This window comes from uncultured Bacteroides sp. (genome assembly GCF_902472605.1).
GTDB lineage: Bacteria > Bacteroidota > Bacteroidia > Bacteroidales > Bacteroidaceae > Phocaeicola.
The window spans coordinates 1-13,687 of sequence record NZ_CABROP010000032.1 but is presented as its reverse complement, the minus strand read 5'-3'; the positions used below and the strand labels follow the sequence as shown (position 1 = coordinate 13,687).

8 protein-coding genes are annotated in these 13,687 nt (G+C 48.5%); 4 read left to right on the top strand and 4 right to left on the bottom strand.

Features of this window, described 5'->3' with window-relative positions; all coding sequences use genetic code 11:
• Positions 1–111: 111 nt before the first annotated feature.
• Positions 112–2,328 carry a beta-N-acetylglucosaminidase gene (locus RDP42_RS08660; RefSeq protein WP_308763351.1) on the top strand — a complete coding sequence of 739 codons (2,217 nt, stop codon included), beginning with the start codon at positions 112–114 and terminating at the stop codon, positions 2,326–2,328.
• Positions 2,329–2,487: 159 nt separating this feature from the next.
• On the opposite strand, the gene RDP42_RS08655 is transcribed toward RDP42_RS08660, so the two are convergent.
• From RDP42_RS08655 to RDP42_RS08645, 3 genes are read right to left on the bottom strand one after another with little or no spacing between them, the layout of a single operon-like run.
• Positions 2,488–3,954 carry a DUF3868 domain-containing protein gene (locus tag RDP42_RS08655; RefSeq protein WP_308763350.1) on the bottom strand — a complete coding sequence of 489 codons (1,467 nt, stop codon included), beginning with the start codon at positions 3,952–3,954 and terminating at the stop codon, positions 2,488–2,490.
• 20 nt (positions 3,955–3,974) lie between these two features.
• Complete coding sequence (locus RDP42_RS08650) at positions 3,975–5,507, bottom strand: DUF5723 family protein (protein ID WP_308763349.1); 1,533 nt, start codon at positions 5,505–5,507, stop codon at positions 3,975–3,977.
• 25 nt (positions 5,508–5,532) lie between these two features.
• The gene (locus RDP42_RS08645; protein ID WP_308763348.1) at positions 5,533–7,254 is read right to left on the bottom strand and encodes a hypothetical protein; all 1,722 of its coding nucleotides are present in this window, start codon (positions 7,252–7,254) and stop codon (positions 5,533–5,535) included.
• Positions 7,255–7,476: 222 nt separating this feature from the next.
• On the opposite strand from RDP42_RS08645, the gene RDP42_RS08640 reads away from it, so the two are divergent.
• Positions 7,477–9,123, top strand: coding sequence for an FAD-dependent protein (locus tag RDP42_RS08640; RefSeq protein WP_308763347.1), 1,647 nt, complete (start codon positions 7,477–7,479; stop codon positions 9,121–9,123).
• 11 nt (positions 9,124–9,134) lie between these two features.
• Complete coding sequence (locus RDP42_RS08635) at positions 9,135–9,719, top strand: response regulator transcription factor (protein WP_204476142.1); 585 nt, start codon at positions 9,135–9,137, stop codon at positions 9,717–9,719.
• Between the two features lies 1 nt (position 9,720).
• Here RDP42_RS08635 and RDP42_RS08630 read toward each other — a convergent pair whose 3' ends face one another.
• Entirely contained in the window at positions 9,721–10,917 is a 1,197-nt protein-coding gene (locus RDP42_RS08630; RefSeq protein WP_308763346.1) for an alpha/beta hydrolase-fold protein, read from the bottom strand.
• Between the two features lie 132 nt (positions 10,918–11,049).
• Between RDP42_RS08630 and RDP42_RS08625 the strand changes: the two genes are divergently transcribed.
• On the top strand, positions 11,050–13,506 hold the full coding sequence (locus RDP42_RS08625; RefSeq protein WP_308763345.1) for a TonB-dependent receptor domain-containing protein: 2,457 nt from the start codon (positions 11,050–11,052) through the stop codon (positions 13,504–13,506).
• Positions 13,507–13,687: the final 181 nt, after the last annotated feature.

Here is a 13,687-nt window from a genome sequence, read left to right as displayed (position 1 = left end):
CTTATTAAGAATCACCACAACCGATACATTTTTTACAGGGCCTTTTGTAAGGACACCTCAATTTATGTATGTTTGCAATAACATTATTACCTAAACACCTAAATAATATTCATGAAACATTATCTATTTCCCTTATTCTGTATGGTCTGGGGTGCCACACCTATGCTGGCCCAGACCGATGCCAGTCTGCTGCAACCCAAAGTGCAGGAGTTTGAACTGAGCAAAAACGAAAAGACCGTGGCCGTGCCGTCCTCTTATCAGCTCGTGCTGACCGAAGGCAGCTGTCCGCATGCCGCCGAGGCCCTGAAACAGCTTCTGCCCAACAAGCAGGAAAAAACCGCATTCAAGATTATTCTTGGCAAGAAAGGTGATAAAGCCGTCAAGAAATATACCAAAAAAATTCCTTCACACAAAGAAGGCTATTATATAGAGGTAGACGATCACTGCATCGTGATTGCCGGTGCGGACGAACGAGGTGCCTTCTACGGCGTGCAGACCCTCGCACAGATGGTACATCAGGGAGATTTGAGCCTCTGCACCATTGAAGACTATCCCGACATTGCCTTCCGCGGGGTAGTAGAGGGTTTCTACGGAACACCCTGGAGCCACGAAGCCCGTATGCGCCAACTGGCGTTCTACGGCCGAAACAAAATGAATACCTATATCTACGGTCCGAAAGACGACCCGTATCACTCCTCCCCCAACTGGCGCAAGCCTTATCCGGAAAAGGAAGCGGCTCAGATTCATGCGCTCATCGAACAGGCTGCCCGAAACGAGGTGAACTTCGTATGGGCCATCCATCCGGGAAAAGACATCAAATGGACGGAAGCCGACCGCGATGCCCTGATTCAGAAATTTGAAGCCATGTACCAGTTGGGCGTACGTTCCTTTGCCGTGTTCTTCGACGATATTTCGGGCGACGGTACAGACCCGGTACGTCAGGCCGAACTGTTGAATTACATCGATACCCACTTTATCCAACAAAAACACGACGTGACCCCTCTGGTGATGTGTCCTACGGAATACAACAAGAGCTGGTCGGACGTGAAAGGCGGATACCTGACTACGTTGGGCAAGATGCTCAACCCCAGCATCCAAATCATGTGGACCGGCGACCGGGTGATTGCCTGCATCGACAAGCCGACACTGGACTGGATTAACCCGCTCATCCAGCGCAAAGCCTACATCTGGTGGAACTTCCCGGTGAACGACTATGTGCGCGACCATCTGCTGTTGGGACCGGTATATGGCAATGCCAAGGGAATCCAGGACGAAATGTCCGGTTTCGTATCCAATCCGATGGAACACGCGGAATCTTCCAAAATATCCTTGTACAGTGTGGCCGACTACACCTGGAACCTGGACACCTACGACAGCATTCAGTCGTGGAAACACGCCATCCAGGACCTGCTGCCCCAAAAAGCTGCCTATCTGGAAACCTTTGCCACACACTGTTCGGACTTGGGAGCGAACGGACATGGCTTCCGTCGTGACGAGAGTGTCCCTCTACAGCCGATGCTGAAAGCGCTGGCACGGGATATGAATGCCCCTGAGGCGGTCGACAGTGTACTTCGGGAATGTATGCGTCTGGAAACGGCCTGCGATGTACTTTTAGCCGACAACGAGAACCCGGCCCTCATCCACGAAATGCATCCTTGGCTGAAACAGGGCAAACTGCTCGGCGAATACGGTCAGTGTGTACTGCAAATGGTCAAAGCCCTGAATGAAAAAGATGCTGCCTTCATGACCTACTACGACCGCGCCCGTGCTTTGCAAACCCTGATGTACGAACTGGATATGACCGAAAACCAGAACCCGTATCAGCCGGGAGTGAAGGTAGGAAGCCTCATCCTGCTCCCTACCCTAAACCAGGTATACACGCAGGTAACCAACGCCTATAATACCCAGTACAATACTCACCTGGAAACCAAGGCCGAATACAATCCTTACACGCTGACCAGCGACGTGCCTCAGCTGAAGACTCAGGTGGTACGTGCCCGCCATCAGTATGTGAATGTGTCCCCGTCTAACGAGGTCATCAAATGGCCGGCTGGTGCCATGCTACAGATTGCCGTAGACCAACCGATACGCTTCGAGGCGCTGACCATGGACTTAGGCACTCCGGGAGTCGCTTCGCAATTCACGCTGGAGGTAAGCAGTAACGGTCAGGAGTGGAAGTCCGTTTCTCTGTCACAGGCCGCCGAAAAGACAGAAATCACCGCCTCCATCCCGACGGATGCTTCCTTGAAGTATGTCCGTCTGACCAACAAATCCGGACAGGAGACACAGGTTTATTTCAAGAAATTTACCTTGAAAGTACAGAAATAAAGAACGGAAAATCATTCAGAATCGCTGCATTGGCATTCCATCGCTCAGAGGAACCGATGCAGCGATTTATATTTTGCCCACATTGCCCCCGTCAGGGCATAAAAAAACCCATACCAATGAAAGTACGGGTCTTTTTTATATCCAACGAATGATAGCGAATTACTTCTGCGGAGCAGTTTCATAAGGTACCATCTTTTCCAGATTGGCATTGGCCTTTTCAGGTTCTACACTTGCAGCTTTCTGGAACCATCCCTTGGCTTCTTCGGTATGGCCAGCCAACCAAGCCAACACACCCAAGTTGTTGTAAGCACGCGGATCTTCTTTCACTTTGTCCATGTAAGACGCAGCTTTCTTGAAATCTCCGCTGATGATGTTGGCAGAAGCCGCATTGATATTGGCAATCACATCTTCAGGATACGTATTGGCTGCAATTTCATAGACTTCCTTATATTCCTTCGTACCCGGCTGGTACATCGCTGCCACCCGATACATCTCCTGCAAGCTCAGCAGTTTAGGATTCGTATAAATCAAACGGGCTGCTTCAGAGTTCAGCACCTCTCTCACCTCATAGTCTACCGATACACTCAAGCGACGCAAGCGAGGATAATACTGATTCATCATGGTACGGTAAGTAGCTGTACCCAAAGTCGTTTTCAGACGAGCCTCACGCACATCCAGATTGTCATATTTCTGAATGACTGCCAAAGCTTTATCTGCATACGCAGGTTTGTCTTCTTCCAGCATTTTCACCAGGCTGTCCCAATCTTCTCCGGCAGAAGTCACATGCAGCACTTCCTGCGGAAATTTATATCCGCCTTTCAGGTTCAAGGCGAAAGATTCCGCACGCTGGGATGCCACTCTGTCGTTGGTACGGACTGAGCCATCCGGTGAAGAATAACCGCACACATTGATGGACTTGAAAGTCACCAGGTCACCATCTTCCAACGGCTCCAAAATTTCTTTCAGTTTCTGCAACTCACTCCGGTTGTTCTTATAATCCGCATCGAAGACTGTCTTTCCTACCGGGAATTCAATGTACAAAGTGCTTTGTTCTGAACGTACCTTCAACGGTTCTTCTTTCGGAGTCAGCAATGAAACCATCTCCTTGCAAGGTTCACAAACCTCAAATTCTGTCGGCAAGGCGGGAGTCTTGACCGCCATATCCGGTTCAATCACCTTGATATTGAGCAAATCTACTTCGCAGCATTCCTTTCCTTCCTGCAACAGAATCATGGAAGCATGGTCCATCCACGGCTGATAAGGTACGGCAGCTTTGTAGCGCACCACATCTTCCCGGTTATCCTGACGTCCGTGAATCACCACATACGGATTATCGTATCCGAAACGACGGGCCATCTTACGCTCCGAACGACGCATCTTGTAATCTCCATTCTTTCCTGTCACAATGACCGGAGGCATGGCATAATAATTTTTTCCTTCACGAAGCACCGGCGTAAAGGCATAAGTCTGTTCACTATTTACACGTACATCGGCTACATCCATAGAAAATTCCATGGTCAGTGTATCATTCTTCAAAGTCAATGCCGGACGGGTGTACTTGATATCACTTGCCATCGCACTAAAAGGCAGCATACCCAGCAAACACATATATACTAATTTTCTCATATCTACTTTTTAATTTTCAATTATAATGACTGTACTTCTACACAATGGTATTTGGTCTTATGTTTCGGACCGAATGTGAAATTGATACCCAAATTCACGTTGGCTGAGAAACGGTTGATGGGAATGCAATATTTCGGCGTATATTTTCCCATTGGCACATCGGCTGCCACAAAGAAGTTGAAACCTCTCGGGTGGAAATTCAGCATCAGTCCCGTGCTGGAACCGAAATTAGAAAGTGCATAGTTCAAAGAAGCTTCAAACCAAGTCAAAGGAGAGACATTGGCAGAAATACGTGCTTCTGTCCAAGAGTGACGTCCCTGGAAACGAGTAGAAGACAAAAGACCGAACTTCAAGCGGTCATAAGCCGGTAAGGTATATTGTGCACCCAAGTTCAAAGTGGCAGCCAAGGCTGTGGTACGTTTCAAGCCTTCCCCTTCCTTCGTGAACTTCGCCATCTGTTCCAAATCATCTACTACACGGTCGGCCTGGTTATCGATAGAATTCGGATCGTTGTCGCCCAAGTCTGATTTCACCGGAATTTCGTTGAAACCATCGAACTCAAAGCTGTTGTTCATGGTAGCCTTCAAGGTATTTTTCCAACGAATATATCCTAAGTCCAATACGGCTGCCGAGAAGGTCCAGTCATCATTCAAACGATAGGTAGCACCAAAATCAAAAGCCAGACCAAATCCGGTAGGACCCATCTTTTTGGTGTCGAAATCCAAGTCATCATATGAAAGCAAGTCTTTCGCTCCCGGTTTCAACTGGTTCGTACGGTTTCCATTGTCATCGAGCACATAATCACTTTCATCGTAGCGACCTGTTTCACCACGTGTCGGTGCAATCAATCCTTTGGCAGAAAGATAAGCCTGTGCACCCGACGGAGTGATTTTCCAGGCATCTGGAGTAGCGTCAATGTCCAGACGGTCAATCTTCACCGTGGCTTTTGCCAACCCAACCAGGAATTTCATTTTCGCACCCACTGTCCATTGCTCGTTAATCTGACGGGCATGTCCAAAGGCAATTTCCGCATAATTGGTAGACACAATGCTCAAATCATTCACACTGTAATGAGTACCTTCCGGTGCATCCACTCCGTTCTTCATGAACTTAAACAACTGGTCAGGAGCAGACAAATTGGTATTACTTTTAATGGAAAGTCCGAAAGTATTGAAACCACCCCATGCATAAAAGCCGGTAGACAGGATGTTCTCGTTCACATTAAAACCCATTTTAATACGGTTAGGCAGTCCGTTCAGGAAATCCTGACGACTTACATCTCCGTGCATAAAGGTCATCAGGTCGCCATTTGGTTTTACGAACAGGAAATCACCGACCCCTGCCGTACCTTGGGCGCCTACTGACAGATTGCCCAGTCCCGGAAAACCTACATATCCTCTTTCTCCCATAAATGCCGGATTCAGTTCGTGGCGATAAGTAGCTCCCTCCAAGAAATAAGCGGAACGATTAATCTGAGGCTGTGCCACTGCTTCACTTACACATACAAAAGCCGCAAATCCGGACAATATCGTATATAAAATATTTTTCTTCATCTGTTTTATTTTTTCTCGTTCATTATTAGTTCAAATCCACATTCACACCACCCGGGACTGACAATTTCACACTTGTCACTTTCACCCACTGCGTATCTTTCAAAGGAACTCCAGTGGTTGCACCCGTCGCTGCAGTAATCTTAAAACAGATTTTGTCAATCTTCGACAAGAATCCGGGATCGTCGGCTGTGGTCAAACTCAAGACAATTTCACTGGTAGCAGGTGTTTCTCCATCCCCACTTTCCGTAATATATTCCTTGCCTTCCTCAATTGTTTTCTCTACGCCTGTCAGTTCACGGCCATATACATCTTTAATCTGTACATTTTCAGCTTTCAACTGCAAGCCCAATGGAATGGCATTGTCTACCGTCAATACGATATTGGCTTTCTTCAACGTAATCTTGTCCAAGTCTTTCAAATCTTTATTCAGGTCCTTGATAGAATCGCTGTACACAATGTTCAGACCCTTTTCAAAGCTCAACGGTACATCTACATCGTAACTGGCTGTCAACTGATAGTCCTGTCCCAGTTCCACGCCATAGTAGTTGGGGTTTGTCACAGCCGGCTTCAAAGAAACATCGATGTCATCCGGAATAATTTCCAGCACATTATTTATGTCGGAAACAACCACATTACTTGTCATCCCTGCTACTGAACTTGTTTCAATACGTGAAAGGGCAATGACATTCTCACCCGGATTCAAAGTAACCGCCGTTTTACCATAACCGGCACCGATTTGGACTTCATGTCCTTCAATCGTAGCATTGTTTTTCTTCGGTGTCAGTACTGCATCAATTTCTACCGGGGTTTCCAATGGATTGATTGCTCTCAACACAATCACCGGATTGGTAATATCCAGACGAGTTTCCTCATCCTGCAAGAAATCAGGCAAATCATTGAATTCTATCTTTGTGGTTTCCGCTTCTATATTCGGCTGGATAACTCCAGTCACACGATCGGTAGCCATTTCACTTAACGTCACATGCAAAGTCAGCGACAAATCTCCCGAACCACTAATTCCAGAAGTGACAACATCTCCATTCATTGCCACATCTCCCTCAATAGTCAAGCTTCTATTTTCATCCGGTTCAAGTCCTTCACCTGCCTTTTCACCAAATTTATAACCGACTACGTCCAACTGTTTAGGCGTCAAAGCTCCATTCAGCGTTAACTTATTTCCGGCTTCAACTTCTCCTTTTTTGAAGGTCAAAAAGGTAGGAAGTTGAATAACCAATTCTTTAGCTTCTACTTTACTATAAGTCAACCCGTTTCCTTCCAAATCAAAAGTCAAATTCAGAATGGCTGGAGTATTGGTACTCAGTGAACCTAATTCTTTCAATGCTTCATCAATCTCATCCGCAGTAGCTGTTAATGTATTAGAGATTTTTATATTTGCGGTAACAGAGGAAGTATGACCTACCACAAAATTCTCTACAATTGGCTGCGACAAATCCGTTTCGGCCCCCGTAATCATCACCTTATTTACTGTAGTAGGATTGACATTAATATCATCCTGCTTTGTCAGATGGTATATATGCGTAGCCGCATCCGGCTGCAAGATATCCCCTTCTTCCACTTCAATGATTTTACTCAGGAAAGCCGTATCAGTACTTCCTACAGGAACTGCAAGATGCTCTCCCCCCACATTAATTGTCAGGTCAATGTCCTTGTCGAGATCATACTTGTTATCTACACACGATACATTCCATAAGGGGAATGACAACAAAAATCCCCATAATGGGTACATTCTTTTTACCTTACATTTCATCATAATGTTATTTAATAAAATTCAACAGTCGTACATATTAACACTTTATCACCTACAAAAGTTGAGAGAAATTGACCACAAATGTAGATAATTTTACAATACTTTTTATCACAATCTTTAAATCTATATAAGATTCAGGCCTCTAAAGCGATTGGAGAAACCAAACAGAAGCCCTATCTTTGCAAAAAAGTTACAAGTAATATGACGCACGAATATCAACTCCGTATTCTGCCCGAACAGGCAGCCAGCGAGCAGTCGCTCAAACAATATATCAGCCGGGAAAAAGGGCTGGATCTCCGTACCATCAATGCCATCCGTACACTGAAACGCAGCATCGATGCCCGCCAGCGTACCATTTACATCAATCTGACCGTCCGTGTTTTCGTCAACGAAACGCCTTCGGAAGAAGAATTTGAACGTACCAACTATCCCAATGTAGAAGGACGTCCGGCTGTCATTGTGGTAGGCGCAGGCCCCGGAGGCTTGTTCGCCGCCCTGAAACTGATAGAATTAGGATTGCGCCCCATCGTGGTGGAACGCGGCAAGAATGTACGTGAACGCAAGGAAGATCTGGCCCGCATCAGCCGGGAACACAAAGTGGACGCTGAATCCAACTACAGTTTTGGAGAAGGAGGAGCAGGAGCCTACTCCGACGGGAAACTCTATACCCGCAGCAAGAAACGGGGCAGTGTAGAAAAAATCTTGAATGTGTTCTGCCAGCACGGAGCCAGTCCGACCATCCTGTCGGATGCACATCCGCACATCGGAACCGACAAACTGCCCAGAGTCATTGAAAACATGCGAAACACCATCCTGGCCTGTGGCGGAGAAGTCCACTTCCAGACCCGCATGGACGCGCTACTGATTGAAGGGCAGAAAGTGAAAGGCATTGAGACTCATGATGGAAAGACTTTCTTAGGACCGGTGATTTTGGCTACGGGACATTCTGCCAGGGATGTGTACCGCTGGTTGTATGCTCACGGTGTGCAACTGGAGACCAAAGGAATTGCCATCGGCGTGCGACTGGAACATCCCTCCATGCTGATTGACCAGATACAATATCATAACAAGAACGGACGGGGGAAATACCTGCCCGCTGCCGAATACAGCTTCGTACAACAGGTAGACGGACGAGGAGTCTACAGCTTCTGCATGTGCCCGGGAGGTTTCGTCGTTCCGGCAGCCAGTGGCCCCCACCAGTTAGTGGTGAACGGGATGAGCCCGAGCAACCGCGGTACCAAATGGAGCAACTCCGGTATGGTGGTCGAGACCCATCCGGAAGACTTGCTGCGACCCGAGATACAATTGCAGGCAGACCCGCTTCCCCACTCCAATGAATCGCTCACCGAAGAACTGATACTCCGCGACGGAAAACTGCCGGAAGGAACCGTACATACGCTGGCCATGATGCGTTTCCAGGAAAAACTGGAACAAGTCTGCTGGCAACAAGGCAACATGCGACAGACGGCTCCCGCACAGCGTATGGCCGACTTTACCCAGAAAAAACTGAGTTATGACTTGCCTGTAACCTCTTACAGCCCGGGACTGGTATCCTCTCCCCTTCATTTCTGGATGCCGCCTTTCCTGAGCGAACGCCTGAGCAAAGGTTTCCAGCTTTTCGGCAAAAGTTCCCGCGGTTTCCTCACCAACGAAGCCGTCATGATTGCCGTAGAAACCCGTACCTCTTCGCCCGTACGCATCGTACGTGACAAAGATACCCTGCAACACCTCACCGTGGAAGGATTGTTCCCTTGCGGAGAAGGAGCCGGCTATGCCGGAGGAATTGTTTCAGCCGGTATCGACGGAGAACGTTGCGCGGAAGCTGTGGCCCATTACCTGAACCGTTAACTTTCCCCATTATGCACCAGCCGGAAATAGCCATTATTGAACCCAATACGCTGACCGCTCTCGGACTACGCACCATTTTGGAAGAGCTGATTCCCGAAGCAGTCATCCGCACGTTCTCGTCTTTCGAGCAACTCATCGACGACACGCCGGATATGTATGCCCATTATTTCGTGTCGGCTCAAGTCTATTTTGAGCATACGGCCTTCTTTTTGGAACGGAGGCCCAAATGCATCGTCCTTTCTGCCGGTGAGCCGACGCTGCTGACGGGAATTCCCAGCCTCAACATTCTCCTGCCACAGGAGCAGCTGGTGAAAACCATCATGATGACCCGGAAAAAAGGACACGAGCTGACGCATCATCCCGTACCTGCCACACCGGCCGATACGGAGCATGAGCTGACAGCCCGTGAGATAGAGGTGCTCCGACTGGTGACCAAGGGACTCATCAACAAGGAAATTGCCGACAAGCTGCACATCAGTCTGACTACGGTGATCTCCCACCGGAAAAACATCACCGAAAAATTAGGTATCAAATCCGTATCCGGCCTGGCCATCTATGCGGTCATGCACGGATACGTAGAAGCCGATCAGGTGTGAATCACTTGAACAATTCCGGAAGCAGGTGATTCAAGTATTTCCGCCAGTTACGCCATTCATGACCGCCGTCGGTTTCCATATACTCGTACTTGTATCCATGCTTGTCGAGCAACTGACGGTATTTCACGTTGTCCTGATATAGGAAATCCTTGTTCCCGATGGCAATGAAATACAAATTGGGAGCTTTTGCAAATTGAGTAGCCAGTTTTTCTTCCAGGTTCTCATAAATAGATGCGTTCTCACCCTTTGCCTGCCGGTTGATGGCGGCAGAGAACAACCCCACGTAACCGAACTTATCCGGATAATTGGCTGAGATATACAACGAATGGAATCCACCCATTGACAATCCGGCAATGGCCCGGTGTGCCTTGTCGTTCACCGTACGGTAATGACTTTCCACATAGTTCATGATATCCGGGAAGGCTTTTTCAAACGAACCTTCCATGGTCTTTGAATTCATAAACGAAGGCTTGTACATGCTGTTCGGATATTCTCCGGGCACAGCTTCCTGAGCGCCGTTTCCATTCGGCATCACCACAATCATCGGCTGAGCCTTTCCCTGCGCAATCAGGTTGTCTAAAATCTGCACGGCACGTCCCAGTTCACTCCAGGCGTTCTCGTCTCCACCGGCTCCGTGCAACAGATACAGCACCGGATAACTTCCTTTGCTGTCTTCATAGCCTGCCGGCGTATAGACCGTCATCCGACGGCGTTCCATTCCCAGTGTAGGACTCGGATACCACACCTTTGCTACGGTGCCATGAGGTACTTCGCGCACCAGATAATTCTGCGACAAATCCCCATCGACCAGGAAATAGTTGGTATAAGTAGCAATGTCACGCAGCATGTATACGTTGTTGGGATCGAGCATACGCATGCCGTCTACATAGTAACAATAGGTGTGCAACTCAGGATTCGGCATGGAAGTGGTATACGACCACACCCCGTTCGCATCTTTCTGCATCGGGATTCTGCCAGCTACTTCCATTTCGCCCAACGGAGTCTGCTGACGTTGCTTTTCAAAGAAATCGGCCTCCACACAAACTTCTTTCGCATTCGGGGCCCACAAACGGAAAGTCACGGTCTGGTTCTTTACTTCAGGCGATACCAAATTGCCCGTATTGACAGCCACAGTTTCCTGTGCCCAGACGCCAAGTGCAAATACACACATCGCCGCCAAACTTAAAATTCTTCTCATATCTTATACCTTATTTATATGTACCTTCTTTTTATGATACACAAAATTAGCAAAATCCTCATTTATTAGGATTGCCCGTCCCGACAAATTGGCGTTACTTTGCACCCGTTAACTAAACTATATTACAGCAGAATGAAAAAAAATACCGCTATCGCTTTTCTATGGGCCGTCTCAGCACCCTGTGTATGGGCCGGAACTTCTCCTGTAGATGCCTTGCCTAAAGATACGACCAAGGTCATCGACATTGAAGAAGTAGTCGTCATTGCCACGCCGAAGGAAAACAACCGTCTGCGCCAGCAGGCCGCTTCGTCCACCTCGTTTTCACAAAGTGCCTTGCGCAACAACTCGGTCACTTCCGTAAAATCCCTGTCGGCTCTGGTTCCGAACCTGTTCATTCCTGACTACGGTTCCAAACTGACCACTTCCGTCTATATCCGCGGTATCGGTTCTCGTATCAATACGCCGGCAGTAGGTCTCTATGTCGATAACATTCCTTTCATCGATAAGTCGGCTTTCGACTTCAACTACTCGGACATCGAGCGTATCGACGTCATGCGCGGACCGCAGGGTACCCTCTACGGACGCAACACCATGGGCGGACTCATCCGTGTGTTCACCAAGTCGCCTTTCACCTATCAGGGCACAGACCTTCGTCTGGGCGCAGCCACTTACAACAACTACAATGCGTCGCTCACCCACTACCACCGCATCTCCAGCCAGTTTGCTTTCAGTGTAGGGATGTTCTACGACCACAAAGGCGGATTCTTCAAGAATGACTTCAACGGCAAACGCATTGATACGGACAATGAATTCGGCGGACGTATCCGTGCCATCTACCTGCCCACCGATAATCTGAAACTCGACTTCACCGTGAACTACGAATACACCAACCAAGGTGGCTATCCGTATGAATACACCGGAAAGGTAAGCGGCGAGGAAGACCGTGCGCAATACATCGGACGCATCTCCTACGACAACGCCTGCGGCTACAAGCGCAACCTGCTGAACAGTGGATTGAACTTAGAATATCAGGCCGACAACTTCATTCTGAGCAGTGTGACGGGATTCCAGTACCTGCGCGACCACATGGACCTGGACCAGGACTTCACGGAACAGAACATCTATACCATGATGCAGAAACAGAACTCCAAGACCCTGAGCGAGGAAATTGTCCTGAAATCCAAACCCGGACGCCGCTGGCAGTGGACCACCGGAGTGAGCGGTTTCTACCAATGGCTGGATACGGAAGCACCTGTCACTTTCCAGAAAGACGGAGTCAACTGGCTGAACAGCACCATCAACACCAACGCCAACAAATACATGCCGACCATATCGGCCGGTCCGATGACCATGAAAATGACTTTCAATGACGTCATCAACGGCGAACAGCTGGTCATTCCGGGACAGTTCGGCACGCCTATCCTGAATGCAGCCGTGTTCCATCAATCCACTTTCAACGACCTCTTCGGTCTGGAAGGACTTTCACTGACCGCCGGTCTCCGCATGGACTACGAAAGCCTGAAGCTAAATTATTACAGCGGTTGCCAGTTTACCCATACCTACTCACTGAGCGGCACACTGACTCCTGGCAACAAAGTCATTCCGATGGTACCGGCACAAGATTTCAATGTGAACAACAATTACAACGGAAAGCTGTCGCACGACTACATCCAGCTGTTGCCCAAGTTTGCCCTGCAATACAACTTTGATTCACGCAACAACATTTATGCCAGCGTGAGCAAAGGTTACCGCTCGGGAGGATACAACATCCAGATGTTCTCCGACCTGCTGCAAAACGACATGCAGGCCAGCATGATGAAAGATGTGGCCGATGTAACGATTCCTATCGTCAATAACGTGCCCATGCTGAGCGAGGACAAGAAGCAGATGATTGCAAATATGCTGAACAGCATGGCCCAGGCTCCTCAAACCGACGTGAAGGCTGCCACTCTCTACAAGCCGGAATATTCCTGGAACTACGAAATCGGTTCGCACCTCACCCTGCTGAACGGCAAACTGCAGGCCGACCTTTCTGCCTTCTACATGGATACCCGCGACCAGCAGCTGTCACGCTTCGCCGAAAGCGGACTGGGACGCATTACCGTCAATGCCGGTAAGAGCCGGAGTCTGGGAGCCGAAGCCAGCCTGCGTGCCCAGCTCACCGACCAGTTCAGCCTGAACGGAAACTACGGTTATACTTATGCCACTTTTACCGACTATGTGGTGAGCGAAACGGAAAACTACAACGGCAATTATGTACCGTTCGTACCCAAGCATACCTTTACCGTAGGCGGACAGTACATCTTCCCGTTCCGTAAGAATGCCATTCTGGACAACATCACCCTCGATGCCAACTACCGGGCAGCAGGACGTATCTACTGGACAGAGCAGAACAACGCCAGCCAGGCCCTCTACGGCACACTGAACGGACGCCTCAGCCTGAACAAAGGAAACGGGCAAATCGGTATCTGGGTGAACAACGCCCTGAACAAGGATTACCAAGCGTTCTACTTCGAAACCATGAGCCGAGGCTTTGCCCAAAAGGGACGTCCCGTACAAGTGGGCATCGACATACGGTGCCGATTCTGATACAAAATCATAACCGACTGATTGATAAATATTTAAAAATTACACAACCACATATAAAAAAACGCCTTTGCGTTTCATCTGAAACGTAAGGGCGTTTTACTTGAAACGCAAGTGCGTTTAGAACAAGAGGGTGTGTCAAAATGCATACCCTCTTTTTTTATGACAACGCCCCGACTTTCCC